The sequence below is a fragment of the Phyllobacterium zundukense genome, assembly GCF_002764115.1.
In the GTDB taxonomy this organism is placed as follows: Bacteria; Pseudomonadota; Alphaproteobacteria; order Rhizobiales; family Rhizobiaceae; genus Phyllobacterium; species Phyllobacterium zundukense.
Genome location: NZ_CP017940.1, coordinates 3719790 through 3736147 on the forward strand (window position 1 = coordinate 3719790; position 16358 = coordinate 3736147).

The 16358-nt window shown below is 58.9% G+C and carries 15 protein-coding genes; 4 read left to right on the forward strand and 11 right to left on the reverse strand.

Features of this window, described 5'->3' with window-relative positions:
* Nucleotides 1–158: 158 nt before the first annotated feature.
* Nucleotides 159–1916 carry a hypothetical protein gene (locus BLM14_RS18605; RefSeq protein ID WP_100000742.1) on the reverse strand — a complete coding sequence of 586 codons (1758 nt, stop codon included), beginning with the start codon at nucleotides 1914–1916 and terminating at the stop codon, nucleotides 159–161.
* A gap of 125 nt (nucleotides 1917–2041) precedes the next feature.
* Here BLM14_RS18605 and BLM14_RS18610 point away from each other — a divergent pair, with 125 nt between their 5' ends.
* The 3 genes from BLM14_RS18610 to BLM14_RS18625 all read left to right on the forward strand — a co-directional run bounded on the left by BLM14_RS18610 (nucleotide 2042) and on the right by BLM14_RS18625 (nucleotide 4952).
* Nucleotides 2042–2329: a hypothetical protein gene (locus tag BLM14_RS18610; RefSeq protein WP_100000743.1), complete on the forward strand. Its 288-nt coding sequence runs from the start codon at nucleotides 2042–2044 to the stop codon at nucleotides 2327–2329.
* Nucleotides 2330–2706: 377 nt separating this feature from the next.
* Nucleotides 2707–3195: a CYTH domain-containing protein gene (locus tag BLM14_RS18620; RefSeq protein ID WP_100000745.1), complete on the forward strand. Its 489-nt coding sequence runs from the start codon at nucleotides 2707–2709 to the stop codon at nucleotides 3193–3195.
* Nucleotides 3196–3353: 158 nt separating this feature from the next.
* Nucleotides 3354–4952 (forward strand): CYTH and CHAD domain-containing protein, encoded by a 1599-nt coding sequence (locus BLM14_RS18625; RefSeq protein WP_162293171.1) that lies wholly within the window; start codon nucleotides 3354–3356, stop codon nucleotides 4950–4952.
* A 143-nt stretch (nucleotides 4953–5095) separates the two neighbouring features.
* Here the strand turns inward: BLM14_RS18625 and BLM14_RS18630 are convergent, their stop codons facing one another.
* From BLM14_RS18630 to BLM14_RS18640, 3 genes are all read right to left on the reverse strand, one after another.
* Nucleotides 5096–5290: a hypothetical protein gene (locus BLM14_RS18630; RefSeq protein ID WP_100000747.1), complete on the reverse strand. Its 195-nt coding sequence runs from the start codon at nucleotides 5288–5290 to the stop codon at nucleotides 5096–5098.
* A gap of 341 nt (nucleotides 5291–5631) precedes the next feature.
* Nucleotides 5632–5916: a putative quinol monooxygenase gene (locus tag BLM14_RS18635; protein ID WP_100000748.1), complete on the reverse strand. Its 285-nt coding sequence runs from the start codon at nucleotides 5914–5916 to the stop codon at nucleotides 5632–5634.
* A gap of 94 nt (nucleotides 5917–6010) precedes the next feature.
* Nucleotides 6011–6400, reverse strand: a complete 390-nt coding sequence (locus BLM14_RS18640; protein WP_100000749.1) for a nuclear transport factor 2 family protein — start codon at nucleotides 6398–6400, stop codon at nucleotides 6011–6013.
* Between the two features lie 69 nt (nucleotides 6401–6469).
* On the opposite strand from BLM14_RS18640, the gene BLM14_RS18645 reads away from it, so the two are divergent.
* Entirely contained in the window at nucleotides 6470–7048 is a 579-nt protein-coding gene (locus BLM14_RS18645; protein WP_100000750.1) for a TetR/AcrR family transcriptional regulator, read from the forward strand.
* A 452-nt stretch (nucleotides 7049–7500) separates the two neighbouring features.
* Here BLM14_RS18645 and BLM14_RS18650 read toward each other — a convergent pair whose 3' ends face one another.
* From BLM14_RS18650 to BLM14_RS18680, 7 genes are all read right to left on the reverse strand, one after another.
* Nucleotides 7501–8280: a 3-hydroxybutyrate dehydrogenase gene (locus tag BLM14_RS18650; RefSeq protein WP_100000751.1), complete on the reverse strand. Its 780-nt coding sequence runs from the start codon at nucleotides 8278–8280 to the stop codon at nucleotides 7501–7503.
* Nucleotides 8281–8304: 24 nt separating this feature from the next.
* Complete coding sequence (locus BLM14_RS18655; RefSeq protein ID WP_100000752.1) at nucleotides 8305–9042, reverse strand: acetoacetate decarboxylase; 738 nt, start codon at nucleotides 9040–9042, stop codon at nucleotides 8305–8307.
* Between the two features lie 43 nt (nucleotides 9043–9085).
* Nucleotides 9086–10318, reverse strand: coding sequence for a patatin-like phospholipase family protein (locus tag BLM14_RS18660; RefSeq protein ID WP_100000753.1), 1233 nt, complete (start codon nucleotides 10316–10318; stop codon nucleotides 9086–9088).
* An 85-nt stretch (nucleotides 10319–10403) separates the two neighbouring features.
* Nucleotides 10404–10868, reverse strand: a complete 465-nt coding sequence (locus tag BLM14_RS18665) for a hypothetical protein (protein WP_100000754.1) — start codon at nucleotides 10866–10868, stop codon at nucleotides 10404–10406.
* A gap of 42 nt (nucleotides 10869–10910) precedes the next feature.
* Nucleotides 10911–12212 (reverse strand): alpha/beta hydrolase, encoded by a 1302-nt coding sequence (locus BLM14_RS18670; protein ID WP_237143411.1) that lies wholly within the window; start codon nucleotides 12210–12212, stop codon nucleotides 10911–10913.
* Between the two features lies 1 nt (nucleotide 12213).
* A complete protein-coding gene (locus BLM14_RS18675; protein WP_100000755.1) occupies nucleotides 12214–15264 on the reverse strand; it encodes an efflux RND transporter permease subunit in 3051 nt (1016 codons plus the stop codon).
* Nucleotides 15261–16358 (reverse strand): efflux RND transporter periplasmic adaptor subunit, encoded by a 1098-nt coding sequence (locus BLM14_RS18680; RefSeq protein WP_100000756.1) that lies wholly within the window; start codon nucleotides 16356–16358, stop codon nucleotides 15261–15263. Before BLM14_RS18680 ends, BLM14_RS18675 begins: the two co-directional genes overlap by 4 nt.

Consider the following 16358-nt stretch of genomic DNA (forward strand, 5'->3'; position numbering starts at 1 on the left):
GCTCCACGAAACGTTCTGATCTGACTGCTTATTCGCAGCAGAATTTTCCTCACGACCGTTTCAACGAAGCAACCATAGTCTGTACCGATGTGGAGCACCCGTAGCATCATGTAATATACATGGAGCGCAACTGTACGTGGCTGCGCGGCTAAAGCGTGTCACTCGTCAGGGATTGAAAGCCTCGCTTTCTTCAGCCCATCTATGAAATGCATTTGATCCTCGCGGCGAAGGAGCCGAACTGCGATTTCGTTTCGAATATTGTCGAGGAAGGTCGGAGCATGCGTTTCGAACCATTGCTGTTCCGTGCGGGCCTCCTCGGTTTTGCCGAGCTGCCCGAGAATGGCTGTCAATATGACATGATAAATTGGGTTGACACGAACGTCCGCTGATCTCGCCCATCGCTCGGCGGTTATATAGTCCTTGTCGATGTAAGCGCAGACAGCAAGCGCGGACTCGAAATACCCTGACGGCCCAGGAGTGCGGGTGACGGTCGAAGCGATCAGTTCGCAACCTGGCTTCCATTGCCCTGACAAGGCGAGCCGATGGCCATACTCCCCCGCCAGTTCGGTGTCATTGGGATTGAGGGCATGCGCGCGTGCGCCAACTTCCAATGCCGCCGCAATTTCGCCGCGGAAAAAGCGACTCAGCATTTCGGCCTGAAGCGCTCGAACGTTTTGCGGATCAAGTTCGATCGCCCGTCTTGCCGCGTCAGTTGCAAGGTCAAGCGATGGGGTCGTCGAATTGAGACGGTATCGAAAGCGAAGTTCGTCGAGATAGGTCAAAGAAAGCAGGGCCCAGGCGGTCGCAAAGCTGGGGTAACGCTCGACCGCGCGTTGCAAGCAACTCTGCACGGACATATGCGTCTGAGGGTTGAGATTAGTCCGGTAGCGGTAGTAGGCCAGTGTACATTTATATGCCTCCAGGTCATCGGGCGGCGACTGCGCAAGGTCGGCGGCATCCGTCTGGAAAATTATTCCGTACGGCTGTGCTAGTGCTGTGGCTACCGCCCGCGCTATGTCGGCTTCGAGTTGAAGCAGGTCCTGGACTTGGACAATGCTATCGAAATTGTTTGTCCAGACGACAGCTCCGTCCGTTCGGTTAATGAGTCTTGCGTTCAGCCGGACCTTTTCACCGTGAACACGGACGCGTCCTTCCAGAGCAAAGAGTGCTTGGAAATCTCCCGCGACACTCGAAACGCCATTTGGGTTGCCGGCAACAACGACAATCTCCTTGAATTTTGCCAGCTGACCAATGACCTCGTCTGTCAAACCCTGGGCTATAATCGCCGAATCCTGGGTGCCGGAGAGGTCCTCGAACGGTTTAATCACCAATCTCGGAATGTCGGGACCAGCCTGCCCGCCCGTGACGCTAAAGCTATCGGGCCAACCAAAGCGGAGTAAGCTCCCAGCGAACAGGGCCAATCCCATGAAAGTCGCTACAGCGAAAATTAGCCACAGCCAGGGTGGTGCACGTCCCCGAACGGCTGCGAACTGCTTTGGAGGAGTTGTCGTAAAACCGTCGGCGGGGGAAGGAATTGCCTCATCTCGTCGCGAAAAAACCGGCACGTAGCCGCCTTTGGGCATGGTTACGACTATAGAGTCATCCTGGCCGGAAACGAGGTAGTAGTGCTCAAGCCCTCGCCGGATCAGTCCGGCCTGGATCCGAACTACTGGATCCATCTGTGGGTCAAACGAACCGCTTCTGCCGTAGACCTCGACTGCGATTGAATAGGCCTTTATTCGATTTGCGCGACCGGCAAGCGCTTCCCCTACAACATAAGTGAGGAATTGCCTGGCACGGTCTGGCACGTCAAATTCACTGCTCGATCGGATTCGATCAAGCTGCGCAAGGATTTCGGCATTTGTAGGTAGAGGTTGCGAATCTACCGATGCCCGGTTTTGAACAACGTCTAACACGTCGTTCTCCCAAAAACAGCAACCTTCGGCACATTTACCGGACGCCGTATTCTACAGTATTTTACGTCCTTTAGCGGATAAAACGCAATATACTATTGGCTAGTTGCCTCTCAATGGAGGAAGCAATGAACACGCGGACCGGAAGTATTAACGATCAGGATGACTTAACTGCGGCTTTGCGCAGGTACCCAGCATGCTCCTTACAGATTCAGCAGCTCTATGTTGGCGACGAAACCTTTCGAGAATTGTGCAGTGATCTTGTAGCCGCTGAACGGGCGATCAAAACCATGGAGGAGCTGCCCGATCCGATCCGTACCGAACGACGCGCTGAATTTGCGGAAATGGCAAATCGCCTTGCCGGCGAAATTGAGAAGGCGATCTCACAGCGAGGGGTCGTGCCTTTACGGCTCTAGAACCGATGGTGTTGGCTGTCCGCCGAGGTACCAAAGTTACTAGCGGTTCGGCTAGCATCAGAGACTGGAATATTTGGGTCGAAGGACAGCATTGGAACAGTGCGGATGCACCTAAGGCAACTTCATGAAATAAGGTATCAAGAAGATTCTTGTGACCTGACGATTTCCGGGCTGGATTCCTCGGAACAGCACAGGCGCGTCCACATTTCAATCAAAGATCCGGAGAAATTTCTTAATGCTATCAAGAATGCTCTGAGGAGTGCGAACGGAGAATCGTTCAGACCGAAGACGCTAGATTAAACTCTGAACGTTGGCCCGGTGTCATCCCTGAGGGCTCTACCTTGGCACCGAAGTCGGGCTTTGTTTGGGAGGAGTACATGAAGATAGAGATAGAGCGAAAATACCTTGTCGCTAACGACCGTTGGAGAAAGCACGCGACCACCCGATCGGTTTTTCGTCAGGCGTATATGATGGCCGCCGGTGACCGAACGGTGCGAATTAGAACCATCGACGCGACGCGCGCAACGCTCACCGTCAAAATCTGTACGGGCCAGCTGACGCGAGACGAATTTGAGTACGATCTCCCATATTGCGAGGCCCTGGAACTCATAAGACACCGGATTGGTATCGTTGTGGAAAAGACTCGTTACGATGTAGTTTACGGAGGGTTTGTTTGGGAAATTGACGTCTATGATGGTGCGCATCGTGGCCTCGTTGTTGCAGAAATCGAGCTGCAAGACGAAAGCGACGAATTTCCACTGCCCGTTTGGGTGGGCCGGGAAATCACGGGGCAGCGATTGTACTCGAACCAGATTTTGGCTATGGCCCGAGGGGCGGAGTTCTTTGCGGAAAATCGCCTCAACTGAAAAAGAAGTGACAGCGCAGTCGCGAAATCCCATCTAGTCCGGGTGAACGGATGGGAAGCAGCTAATTTCCACTGTTGGCACAAAGTGGTCATCTATCCCCGCTTTGAATGTGGGGGCGACACAAATGTTCGGCTGCGCTTTCAGCTGGAGTATCAGGGATGACAATATCGGTTGGCAACATCCAAGAACAGAAAAACAATACCGATGCCGTTGCTTCGCCCCGGCCTGCTCCCGTTGAAACCGAACTCAAACTTCTTGCCCCGCCCGGTACGCTCGATCAGGTTCGAGCCTCCCCCGCCTTTCTGCAGTCGGCCCGCAACAAGGGGACAATCCGCCGGCTGGAAGCGACCTATTACGATACAGCCGATCGTCAGCTGTATGACGCCGGCTTGTCGTTGCGGGTGCGGCGCAGCGGCAAGCATTTTACGCAAACGATCAAGCGGTTGGCGGTCAACGGTCCGCTGACGCGGGAGGAATGGGAAGCGCCTGTCGCGGCGCTTGCGCCTGACCTTGGCGCGCTGCCAACCGGCGAAATTGACGGTATTTTCAACAAGATCGCCGTCAATCAACTGACGCCGATCTTTGTCACCAGGGTACGCCGGCATTTGATCACCCTCGATGTGCCGGATGGGCAGATCGAGGTTGCGTTCGACGTTGGTGTGATCGAGGCCGGGGCAGAGCAGGAACCGTTGTCCGAGATCGAACTCGAACTGAAACAAGGCAAGGCCGCGGCGCTTTACCAGTTCGGGCTCGGTTTGCTGGATGTCGCGCCGCTGTGCCTGGAAACGCAGAGCAAATCTGCCCGCGGCTATGCGCTGGCGCTGAAGATCAACCCGGCGGCTGTGAAGGCTGGTTCGTCGAGCCTTGGCCGGGACGACACCGTCGACGAGGGGATCGCCAAGCTGTTATCGGGCTGTCAGCAGCAGGTCCTCGCCAATCTGACACCGGCAATTGGCCGTGAACCCGAAGGGATCCACCAATTGCGTGTGGCCTTGCGGCGACTGCGCACGGCCCTGTATTTCCTGCGGCGCGAACTGGCGGCACCTTCGCTGCAGGCGCTGGACGCCGAGGCACAGGGCTTTGCACGCGCCTTGGGACCGGCCCGCAATTGGGATGTGTTTCTCGACTCGACACTTGCCGATATCGAGAAGGCCAATCTGCCGGACATTGATTTCTTTGTGTTGCGCGGCGCGGGCGCTCCCTTGCGGGAACAGGGCCATCATGCGGTGCGCGACAGTATTGCCGACCCGCAAACCAACCGCTTTCTATTATCACTGGGGCTCGCCATCGAGCAGAGAAGCTGGCGCAACGATATCGCCAGCGAGGACCTTGGCATATTGGCCGAGCCATTGACAAAGTTTGCGGCGCGCGTCCTTACCCGTCTCGAGCGCAAGGCATTCAAGCGCGGCCGGCACTTCCGCCATCTGCGTCCAGAGGCGCGCCACAAGCTGCGGATCCTCCTGAAAAAGCTGCGCTACTCTGCGGAGTTTTTCCTGCCGCTGTATGCCGGGCGGGCGCCGACCAGGAAATATCTCAAGCAACTGTCCCGGCTGCAGGATGGATTGGGCGAAGCCAATGACATCATTACCGCGCGAACCTTGCTGTCCACGATCCGGCAAAGTGCGGACAGTCCCGATGTGCACCGCGCCATCGGCGCGGTGACCGGCTGGCAGGGCCATCTGGAGCTTGCGGGAGCGGGCCGGCTGCACGACAGGTGGTGCAAGTTCAAACGGACGGCACCGTTCTGGCCCTGCTGAGCAGCCCTGCTTAAACAAGGAATGTAATTTTTACTCGGCATCGCGCAGCGGATGCGGTTCGCCATAGCGCTTGTAAAGCCGGCATCCCGTGCCGATAGCTGTTTGATAAAGCCTGTCGCCGGGCTTGTTGAATGCATCGAGACTTATTTGGCCTTGCCAATTCTGATTCTCTTGCCTTCGGCATCTGCCAGCGCGGTCTTGATGGCGTTGAGGAATTCTTCGGGATTGTCGATGGAGATATTGACGCTCTTGGCCTGCTTAAAGGGATTGAGACCCGAAAGCTTGAGGTTTGCGGTCTCTTCTTCGTATCTGATTTCGTGCAGTTCTCTAATGCGCATGGCGGTTCCCGGTGTTGGTTTCACAACTGTTGCTGTCACATATCCGTAAAATACCTGTCCCAATCAATACCGGCTTCATGAACCTTTGGCGGCGGAAACAAGGAGGCGCCGCTTTAATGCGACTGTTTTTCATTCGTCTGACATGCAGTCGGTTTATGGGAAGGTCGTCCGTTTCTGACGAGCGTGGATGATGCTGGATGGCTGCAGTTGGCCCTAAGCGGCCAATCATTCAGCGAAATCTAGAGTCGGCTTTGCGCCAAAAGCGGACACGCCTCCCGGGGAGGATTTCGACCGCAGCGGCGGTTGCATGAGAACGAGTAAAGGCAGTCCCGTGCGCAGCTTCAAAATGGCTCCTCGGCCTTGTCGCTTCGGTACAGCTTTACTTGGGTTTCCCGCGCAACGAATCTCGGCGGTTTCGCGACTTTGCGCCATGCGTTCAATGACTGCTGATCGCGCCAGCATTCGAAGACGTTGATGCGTTCTGGATCGACCGAGTCGGCACTGATCGCCACGTCAAGGCAGCCGTCGGCCCTTCTTGCCCTTCTGACCATGTCCGCGAACGCTGCTACCGCAGTGTCGCGCTCATTGATGTTCTTGGTGCGTGAGTAACCAGCTATGATGATCATAGCGTTTCTCCTTTCAGGCACTAATCCGTAGGTTCGCGTTTCCGCAGATCAGTTCCGCGGCAACAACGTGAGGGAGGTGTAGTGGGACGAGCCACTACGCAGTGGCCACCTCCGGCAGCGGGGCCGCCTGACCCGGTGATTTCGAGTAACCTAGTGCTTCGACGATCCGGCCATCGCGGACACGCATCAGGTTGACACCGCGAACCGACCCACCGTCGCCGAAATTGAAACGCCAGCGGATGATGGCGCGGTCGCCCATCGCAACGGTATCTTCGACCTCGAAATAGGCAACGCGGTCGGAAGCAATAGCCTGCCAGAACGCGAGGCAAGCATCGTAACCTTCGTATCGCGTTCCGTCCGGCGCCGGCTGGATCGACTCCATGACGCAATCCGGTGCGATCAGGTCTTTGAGGATCGCGGGCTCGTGCTCGAGAAACGCCTGGTTGAACTGGCGCATGATTTCAGCTGTTTCGTCCGATTGCATGATAACCTCCTATCCAGACAGGTCTGTCTATATCTTGTAACATACAGACCTGTCTGGTAGAGTCAAGGGATGAAAAAGAGCGTTTCTCATAGCGGCCCCGCGACCAGTCCCGCGCGTCGCCGCCTACTCGACACTGCAACCCGGCTCTTCTACGCAGGAGGCATCCATGCCGTCGGCATCGACCGCATCATCGCGGAAGCCGGCGTGGCTAAGGCGACGTTCTACAATCACTTCCCGTCAAAGGAGGAACTCGTCGTCGCTTACATCGAAGAGCAGGACCGGCTCGGGCGGGCGGCAGTGGCAGCACTGCCGAAGCAGCCTCCACGGGAAATGATCGCAGCGATCATGGGGCGTATCAGCGAGGCCGTGGTCGCGGGAGGTTGGCGGGGGTGTCCGTTCCTCAACGCGGCGGCCGAGTACCCCGACCCGACTAGCTCCGTACGCCAAGCTGTCGATGCACGCCGCGCGTGGTATCACGGCGTCCTCGGGCAACTTCTGGCAGCGGATGACGATCCAAACCCTTCGGGCACGGCCTCGCTCCTCGTCGTCCTTTCGGACGGTCTACTGGAAAGCGCCTACCTGGATGATCCTAAGCGTATTCCTTCCCTTGTCAGGGAAGCGCTAGCCAGACTGCTGGTCCGTCGTTGAACCGAGCGGGTATGTCCGCTGTTGGCCCCACAGCGGACTTTGGGTCCACGAGAAAAGCCGACTCATGCCACGATCGTCGAGATATCTATCTCGCTGAAGTTGATATGCAGTTCGATGACACCCGCGCCGCACGGACCCATCGCAACGACGAGGCGAGATCGAAAAAGAGCGAAAACAGAAAGTGAATTCTCCGTTGGTCGATCGATTTTCGTCACTGAAAAAGGAAACCCTTTTGCTACGTTCGGCGGTGTCGTCGATGCAGTTACAAATGCCGGCCGAGTGATCGCGCTGATTTGCACCGAGGCTGTCAACGAGCCATAGAGAACTCGCTGCCGCCGTTGAGCTGGACTGCCTGGACAAACGACCACAGGCCTGGGTGCAACGCATCATGGCGGGCTACTTTTTAGGGCGGCCTCTGTTTGGTCCGCGTATCAACGGAGCCCGCAGCCACGTTACTGCATACCCCAGCCGTGACTGACGACGATTGACTGTCCCGTTAGTGCGTTTGAACGGAATGCGGCCAGGAAAAGGGTGGTCTGCGCCACATCCTCTACCGTGGTGAACTCGCCATCAACAGTGTCCTTCAGCATGACGTTCCGGACGACGTCCTGCTCGGAGAGTCCGAGTTTCTTTGCCTGCTCCGGGATCTGCTTGTCAACGAGCGGCGTGCGCACAAAGCCCGGGCAAATCACGTTGGCGCGAACACCGTGTGCAGCGCCCTCCTTGGCGACGACCTTGGCCAGTCCCATGATGCCGTGCTTGGCCGTGACATAGGGTCCCTTCAATATCGATGCCTCCTTGGAATGCACCGAGCCCATATAGATGATGCTCCCGCCACGGCCGTGCTTGTACATCTCGCGCAAACAGGCCCGCGTCGTGAGAAAAGCCCCGTCCAGATGAACGGCGAGAAGCTGTTTCCATCGATCGAACTCGAACTCGTGGAGCGGGGCCACGGTCTGGATGCCGGCGTTCGAAACGAGAATGTCGACCTTGCCGAAGGCGGCGACAGTCTTGGCGACGCAGGCTTCGACCTCGGCTTCGTTGGTCACGTCGACGGCAATCCCAATCGCGTGTTCATGTCCGCCGAGCTCGTTGGCCACTGCGTTCGCGCGCTCCTGGTCTTGGTCAGCGATTGTCACACGCGCGCCTTCGCGCACGAAGAGTGCGGCAATTTCCATACCGATGCCGCTCGCCGCTCCGGTGACAATGGCAACCTTGTTATCAAGAAGCATAATTTATTCTCCTGTGTTGCGGGGTTAGCGCAGATAGTCGTGGACGACGTTGCCGAGACCGAGGGTCAGGTCGGCGATGAAATGCATTGTCGAGACCACCTCAAGCACCGGCAGGTCGGCGACAGGTGCCAACGCATGTGCGTGGAGATCGAGCGCGCCCGGCCCCGTCCATGCACCGCGGAGGTCGATATCCTCGAGGTGGTATTCAACCAGTTCGCAAATGCGCGGACTGCCGTCGACATGTGGAATGATCTTGAGCAGGAAGTTGGGCTCGGCAAGCGAGGCGAGCACCGCCGCCGCATCAGCGGGTTTGTGCTTGTAACCCATGGTGCCGGTGGCTACGCGCACGGGCCCATAGTCAAGGGTACCCACGAGTGTGTCGGTCTCGGCGCGAAGCGTTGGCTGAGCAAACTTTTTCGGAAAGCCCCAAAGCTCCCGTCCGGCGGCAATCGGCGATTCGTCGTTGAGGAACATGCTATGGGTGTAGCTGCCTTGTTTTCCCCGGAATGAGACGGGGATCACCTGGCCGCTTTCGGTATAGTCGCCAAATCCGCTCGAATCCGGCATACGGATAAATTCATACTTGACGAGCGGCTCGATCACTTCGAGGGGTCCTGGTACGAGCTCGCGCAATCTCTCGGGGTCAGTGCGATAGGTGATGACGAGATATTCGCGCTGACAGAACCGATAGGGACCTGTCGGATATGCAGGGCTGGTGAGCGGCATTGAGAACGCGCGCTCACGCACGTGGCCTTCCTTCATGATAGACTCCATGTTTCATGTATCTTGTGAACGGTGGATGGATTTATGCGCGCCCTTGCTCGGCGATATCGAAGGTGAAGACACCGTCGGGACTACGGGGGCGCTCGAGCACCTCGGGATGGCGTAGCGTGCGGATGGTGTCGTGATATCCCGCCTGCCAGTGATCCTCCATGCTCCGACGCGAAAACTCGTAGTCCTTCGTGTCGTCCTCGTATTTCTTCGAGTAATAGCCGAGCTGCACAAGATTCCAGACCTTCGGCTCGGAAGCAGGGCGTAAGATGTCAACTTCAGGGCTCGCCGCCAGTTCTGCCGGCAGTTTCTCGATCAGGCGTGAAAGGGCACCGCGCAGGAATTGTATTTCGCGGAAGCGGTTCAACTCGGCCCGGGTGCGGCTCGAATACTGGATTTCCTTCTGGCGCGCCTGAATTTGTGCCATTTTGCGCGGCAGCTCGCCTTGGGCTGACCAGAGATCGACTTGGAACGCGAGTGTGTCACGGTGCGGCAGGTTATCAACGACCCAGCTGAGCGGTGTGTTGGAGACCAGTCCGCCGTCCCAGTAATGCTCGCCATCAATTTCGACCGCGGGAAAACCGGGCGGCAGAGCTCCGCTCGCCATCACATGCTCGGGACCGATCCGGTGAGTTGCGGTATCGAAGTAGACGAAGTTGCCGGTGCGGACATTGACCGCGCCTACGCTGAAACGCATGGCCCCGCTATTGATGCGATCGAAGTCAACCAGCCGCTCCAGCGTCGCCTTGAGCGGCCGCGTGTCGTAGTAACTGGTGGCTTCCGTGGAACCATGCGGCCAAAGCCAAGGTGTCAGCAGGCGGGGCATGAAAAAGCCTGGCGCGCCCAGGCACAAAGCCCGGGCTGCGCTCCATTGGTTAGACAAGGCGCGGACGACATCGCCCTTTGATGGGTCAAACTGCGCCAATAACGTCGAGATAGTATCGTTGCCGTCGGCTGTCGAGCTGGGCGGAAACTGCCAATGTAGATCGGTTGAAGTGACAAGCTCCCAGAACTGCCGCAGCTTCGCGACCCGGTCCTCGGGCGGATTGCCCGCTATGAGGGCAGCGTTGATCGCGCCGATGGAAATCCCGGCGGTCCAGTCGGGATGAAGACCAGCCTCGGCCAGGCCTTGGTAGACGCCTGCCTGATATGCGCCGAGGGCACCGCCGCCTTGCAGCAAGAGCGCAATGCGTTCGAAGGGCGGTCGTCCGCTCTGCTGAGGATGCTTCGACACTGGATTGCGATCCGTGAGAACATGTTCGTTCATGATGAATTCCTCTCGCCGTCTTCTAATGGTGCGACGGCAGCTTGATGACTCTTGATTGGTTGTTTGTCGGCCGAAGGCGTTCGCGTCAGACCATGGATCGTTGCAAGCTCGCCAGGTCTGCAGCGCAGACAAGACTGAATTCCAGGAGGGGATCGGGATCCAGACTCTTGGTCAGCGCTTCCGTGGCGAGTTGCCGAAGTTCCACTCTCGGCTTCAGGGATATCTCGAGGATAGCCCTGAGCGCGGCCTCCGCTGCGGCGATGACATCGGATGAAGCAAAGAACCGCATTCGGTTGATAAGCCCGATCAGATGTTGTTCATCGCCGCTGAGCTCGATGTCGTCTCGCGTGTAAGCGCGCAGAAGCAGATTGGACGCGTACATCACGAAGTTGACGTAGACTCCCTCCCGCTTTGTGATTTCCTCGGCGACACGCTGCAGTCGATATTGACCGCGATGCGTGTAAATTGCCGCCATCAGCGAAGCGCCGGCACCCAAGAGCGCTCCCAGCAGCGCGAAGACAGGATTGAGAAAGGCTGGATCAATGTTCATATCACCTCCAGGGTGTTCTGCTGCTTTAGATCGGACATGACTTCAATACGAGACCTGACCGTCGACGAGTTGCCCAGTCGATGGGGAAAGCTCGCGTTTCAATACGTCGCGGGCCTTGCCGCTGATGACCGATACCGGAGTCGCAACGGCTACACGTGCTGCTGACCCAGCGAAATTGGCGGCCGCCACCCCCGCGCGATCCGCGAATGACGCCTCTTTGCCCGCGAGCGATTGCCCGGCCAACCGTCTCCCAAGCAGGCGTACGATCTCAGGATTGTCGGCAAAGGCATTGTGGCCGAGCGGATCGTTCGAGGCGGTGGCGCTCGTGTCGATGACGGAAACGCCAAGTTCTTCAAGCACAGAGCCATATGGTTTGAGATCTGCGCCACCGACACGGTCGACGCCGCCCGAGAGCCATCCAGAGACCTCCAGAGCCTTGTCGTGTGTCGACGTCAGGATCGCGAAATGCGGCCGCTTTGGCCCCATTTCGATGAACTGGCGGCGAAACACATCGATATCGATGTCTGGCGATGCAAGGATGACATTCTTGACCTTGGCCGGAATCGACTTTTCGCGCATGGCAACACCGCGCAATGCCTCGGCGGCGAGCCAGGTCCCCATCGAATGCGCGAGAATGGTCACGTCATCGACATCAGGGCTCCTGGTCGCCTGAAGGATCAGATCCTCCAGGGCGCGCCGCGAGTAATTGGCGCTCTCCTTGTCATAGAGGTAATCGAAAACGCGCGCCCGCGATGGCCAGGCGAAGAGAATCGGTGCCGCATCGGTACCCGAGTCGTGAACGATCTGGGCGAAGCGAAAGACCGCGTCGGCATAGGTGTTGTTGAACCCATGGACAAAGATGAGCACCTGCCGCTTGGCGTTGCGATTCTTGCGAAACCATTTGAAAGCCTGCTCTTCCGTCGCAACCTTGCCGGTTTCAAGGACTGCAAACTCCTTTTGCGGATTCGGCGGCACGCGTGAGGGCCATTGCACCTTGCCGATCTTGCGGTTTCGATCTGGAGGAATGGAGACGGAGACGTTGTTAAGCGAGATCGCCGTTCCGCGCTCGCCTGAATAGAGTCGACCGGGATCGTCCGATGACTTGCGCGTCGTTGCTACCAGCATGTTCACCCGGCTGGCGTCGCTTGCGGCCACGGCCACCTGAGGCTGAAGGACGTTTTCCACCCGGGTCGCGCAGCCGGTCATGGCGAGGGACATCAGCACCGCCACGGAAAGCAGCTGACGAGCGCCTTTCCGGTCTGTCGCCGGGGCCGGCCACGAGCGGCCGATCCCTTGCAGGGCGAACATGCTTCGAAAGGGGTTGGGAGACATTCTGGTGTCCATCTCAGTGCTCCCCGATCTCACGCGGTATCCGGAACCAGGCAACGTAGAGCGCCGGCAGGAAGAGAAGCGTCAGCGCAGTTCCCACGACGATGCCGCCCATCATTGCGTAGGCCATCGGTCCCCAGAAGATCTCGTGCGAGATGGGGATTAGCGCCAACGTCGCCGCAGCGGCGGTCAGCATGATCGGCCGCATGCGATGTTCGGTCGCCTCGACCACCGCCTTCCAAGGCGACATTCCCTCCGCGCGCAATTCCTCGATCTGCACGATCAGGATCACCGAGTTGCGGATGAGGATGCCGACAAGCGCGAGCACGCCAAGGAGGGCGACAAAGCCGAGCGGGGCACTGCTCAGATACAGGGCCGCGACGACGCCAATGAGGGCCAACGGAGCAACCGAGAACACCAGGAACAGCCTGTGGAAGCTTTGAAGCTGCACCATCAGCAGTGTTGCCATGACGAGGAGCATGGCCGGGATCACGTTCGCGATCGGACCCTGCGATTTGGCGCTTTCCTCGACCGCACCGGCGACTTCGACGTGATAGCCTGCCGGCAACGTCTTTTCGAACGTCGCAATCTTCTCGCCGAGCGCTTTGACAATGGTTGCCGGCTGCGTCGTGTCGCTGATCCCGGCCTTGACGGTGATCGTCGGGAGCCTGTCGCGCCGCCAGACCGTCGGCTGTTCGAGCTCGTAGCGGAACGTTGCGACCGACGACAGCGGCACCGACTGGCCGCTGCTGGCTTGCAGTTGCAGGTCAAGCAGCGTGTCGATCGAGCCGCGCTCCTTTTCCGCGGCGCGGCCGACGACATCGACGAGATAGATGTCGTCGCGGACCTGCGTTACCGAGTCCCCTTGAACGACGGTGTTGAGCGCCATGGCGATGTCCTGGGACGAGACGCCAAGCTGGCGCGCCTTGTCCTGCATCACGTCGATCTTCACGACGCGCGCCGGTTCATTCCAGTCAAAGGCAAGGTTCTTGAGGGAAGGATGGGTGCCTACGACAGTTCCCAGTTTTTGTGCCAGATCACGCACCGTCTGAAGATCCTCGCCGGACACGCGGTACTGAATCGGCTTGCCGACCGGGGGTCCGATTTCCAGAAGCTTCACATAGGCGTCAGTTCCGGGAAAGGTCTTCTGAAGGTAAGCTTCGACGTCCTTCTTTAGCTTGTCTCGGACATCGAGCCCTTTGGTGACGATGACGGTCTGCCCGAAGGCAACGTCGGCCGGCTGGACGTCGAAGGAAAGAACGAAGCGCGGCGCGCCCCGTCCGACATACGTCGACCAATGCTCGACCGCAGGGTTGCCGGCCAGCACCTCACGCTCGAATTGACCCATCTGACGGCCCGTTTCGGCAATCGAACTGTTCTGCGGCAGGTTCCAGTCAATGATGAGTTCCGGACGGTCGGAGCTCGGAAAGAACTGCTGCTGCACCATGGACAGGCCGACGACTGATCCGGCGAAGAGGAGAACCGTGCCGATGATCGTCATCCAGCGCCAGCGCAGGCAGAATTGCAGCAAGTGCGAAAATACCTTCGCGGACCAGCCCTTGTGTTCTGCATGCTTCTTCATCGACTTGGGCAGCAGGGTCACGCCGATGAGGGGCGTGAACACGACGGCAACGATCCAGGATACGATGAGTGATACGGCGATGACGACGAAGAGGGTGAAGGTGAACTCGCCGGCGCTGCTCTTGTTGAACGCGACCGGGATGAAGCCCGCGACGGTCACGAGCGTGCCGGTGAGCATCGGGAAGGCTGTGGACGTGTAGACATAGGTGGCGGCCTTGGTGAGGCTGTCACCCAATTCCAGCCGCGCCACCATCATCTCGACCGCGATCATGGCGTCGTCAACGAGAAGGCCGAGCGCGATGATGAGCGCTCCGAGCGAGATCCGTTGCAGCGAAATGCCAAAATAGAGCATCACCATGAAGGTGATGGCCAAGACGAGGGGAATCGCGATCGCCACGACAAGCCCGGCACGGAATCCGAGACTTATGAAACTGATCGCAAGCACGATGGCAACCGCCTCGAACAGGGCTTTTGTGAAGCCTCCGACTGCCTCGTGAACCACTTCCGGCTGATCGGAGACCTGTTCGACCGAAACGCCGACCGGAAGTTCCTGAATGATCCCGGTGATGGTCTTTTCCAGCGCTTCGCCGAAGGCCAAAAGGTTGCCGCCTGTCTTCATGCCAATCGCAAGCCCGATCGCCGGCTTCCCGTTGAAGCGGAAGAGCGAGCTTGGCGGATCGACATAACCGCGACTGATGCTGGCGACGTCGGTCAGCGCAAAGAAGCGGTCGTTTACCCTCAGATTGATGCCGCGCAAGGTGTCTTCGGAGAGAAAGCGGCCGCCGACGCGCAAGGCGATGCGCTCCGGACCCGCCTCGACGAATCCGGACTGCGTCACGGCGTTTTGCGCCTGCAGTGCCGAGATGATCGCGGCGCGGTCGATGCCGAGGGCAGCGATCTTGCGCGTGGAGAACTCGAGATAAATGACCTCGTCCTGCGCGCCGACGATGTCGACCTTGCCCACATCTGGCAGTTTGAGGATCTGAGTTCGGGCATCCTCGGCGAAATCGCGCAACTCCCGCTGACTCAGCCCGTCGCCGCTAAAGGCAAAGATATTGCCGTAGACGTCGCCGAACTGATCGTCGAAGAAGGGACCGGCCACCCCTTGGGGGAACTCGTGCCGGATATCGTCAATCAGGTTGCGCACCCGCGACCACGTGGGCTTCACGTCCTGCGCGTTTGTCTTCGGCAGCAGATCGACGAAAACGATCGTCTGACCGGCGGTGGTGATACTGCGGGTATGCTCGAGATTGTCGAGTTCCTGCAGCTTCTTTTCGATGCGGTCAGTGACCTGCTGCGTCACTTCCTGAGCAGACGCCCCGGGCCACTGGGCCTGGATCACCATCGTTTTAATTGTGAATGACGGGTCTTCCTCGCGGCCGAGAGCCATGTAGGCATACCCGCCGGCGACTGCGAAGATGATCATGAAATACCAGACGAGCGAGCGATGCTCGAGTGCCCAGTCTGAAAGGTTGAATTTGTTCACGGGCGCTGCTCCTGTTCTGTTTTCACGCTCTGTCCCTCGGCCAGCTGGTTGACGCCGGCGACGACCACTTCTTCTCCGTCCTTGAGACCGGAAAGAACCTGGACGGAGCGGACGCCGGTCGGGGAGATGTCGAGCCGTACGGGTCTGAATGAAACGGTGTGGGATGCCGGGTCGACCACCCAGACATGGTCAGCGCCATCCCTCTTGACGACCGCCGTTGCAGGCAGCCCGATGGGTAGCCCCTGCTGCGTCTTTGGCGGCGTAGCGGTGACCACCGATCCAAGACGAAAAACTTCCGGTGCCTTGTCGATGGCGATTTTCAGCCTGTGCGTGCGGGTGCCGGCATCGGCCTGCGGGCCGATCTCGCGCAGGACGCCTGAGGTCCGCAGCGTGTCATCTAGCTGCAGGGCGATGTCGAATCGATCCCCCACGCGCAAGGATTTGAGACGCGCCTCCGGAACGTCGACGATCACGTCACGCCGATCAAGGCGAGCGATTGTGAGGACCGGCTGACCGGCGGTCGCCGTCTGCCCGACTTCCACCCAAGTGGCCGCGACGACACCGTCGAACTCGGCTCTCAGCTCGGCATATCCAAGCTGCTCGCGCGTCTTATCCAGGCTGGCTTTTGCCTTTCCCATATTGGCCCGCGCCGACTTCAGCGCCTGCTCGGCAAGGTCAAGATCCGCGACGCTCGAGGCGCTCGTCGAGGCAAGCCTCCGTTTGCGATCCTCCGTTAGCAGGGCGTTCTCAAGCTGCGCTTGGGCATTGCGCATATCGGCTACGGCGCTGCGGACCGCGAGCTCAAGCGCGAGCGGATCAATCCCGGCCACGATGTCGCCCGCACGCACGAGATCACCCACACCCGCTTTGCGTGATACGACGCGCCCCAAAGTGCGGAATGCAAGATCGGTTTGCACTCCCGCCTGGACGACGCCAGGAAAGCGCACTGTCTGCGCCTGCGCGGCACTGGCGGCCACGGACTTGACGGGTCGCGGCCCGGCCAGCTCGCCAGAGCCAGCGTCCTGACCGCAGCCGGCAAGAAGTGCGACTGCCGCGAGGCCCGAAAGCGAGTAACGAAAGCGGTAACGGGCCAT

Excerpts from the sequence above, each read along its gene's own strand:
- BLM14_RS18610 (WP_100000743.1), top strand. The coding sequence starts at position 2,042 with ATGAACACGCGGACCGGAAGTATTAACGATCAGGATGACTTAACTGCG.
- BLM14_RS18620 (WP_100000745.1), top strand. The coding sequence starts at position 2,707 with ATGAAGATAGAGATAGAGCGAAAATACCTTGTCGCTAACGACCGTTGG.
- BLM14_RS18625 (WP_162293171.1), top strand. The coding sequence starts at position 3,354 with ATGACAATATCGGTTGGCAACATCCAAGAACAGAAAAACAATACCGAT.
- BLM14_RS18630 (WP_100000747.1), bottom strand. The coding sequence starts at position 5,290 with ATGCGCATTAGAGAACTGCACGAAATCAGATACGAAGAAGAGACCGCA.
- BLM14_RS18635 (WP_100000748.1), bottom strand. The coding sequence starts at position 5,916 with ATGATCATCATAGCTGGTTACTCACGCACCAAGAACATCAATGAGCGC.
- BLM14_RS18640 (WP_100000749.1), bottom strand. The coding sequence starts at position 6,400 with ATGCAATCGGACGAAACAGCTGAAATCATGCGCCAGTTCAACCAGGCG.
- BLM14_RS18645 (WP_100000750.1), top strand. The coding sequence starts at position 6,470 with ATGAAAAAGAGCGTTTCTCATAGCGGCCCCGCGACCAGTCCCGCGCGT.
- BLM14_RS18650 (WP_100000751.1), bottom strand. The coding sequence starts at position 8,280 with ATGCTTCTTGATAACAAGGTTGCCATTGTCACCGGAGCGGCGAGCGGC.
- BLM14_RS18655 (WP_100000752.1), bottom strand. The coding sequence starts at position 9,042 with ATGAAGGAAGGCCACGTGCGTGAGCGCGCGTTCTCAATGCCGCTCACC.
- BLM14_RS18660 (WP_100000753.1), bottom strand. The coding sequence starts at position 10,318 with ATGAACGAACATGTTCTCACGGATCGCAATCCAGTGTCGAAGCATCCT.
- BLM14_RS18665 (WP_100000754.1), bottom strand. The coding sequence starts at position 10,868 with ATGAACATTGATCCAGCCTTTCTCAATCCTGTCTTCGCGCTGCTGGGA.
- BLM14_RS18670 (WP_237143411.1), bottom strand. The coding sequence starts at position 12,212 with ATGGACACCAGAATGTCTCCCAACCCCTTTCGAAGCATGTTCGCCCTG.
- BLM14_RS18680 (WP_100000756.1), bottom strand. The coding sequence starts at position 16,358 with ATGGCCCGTTACCGCTTTCGTTACTCGCTTTCGGGCCTCGCGGCAGTC.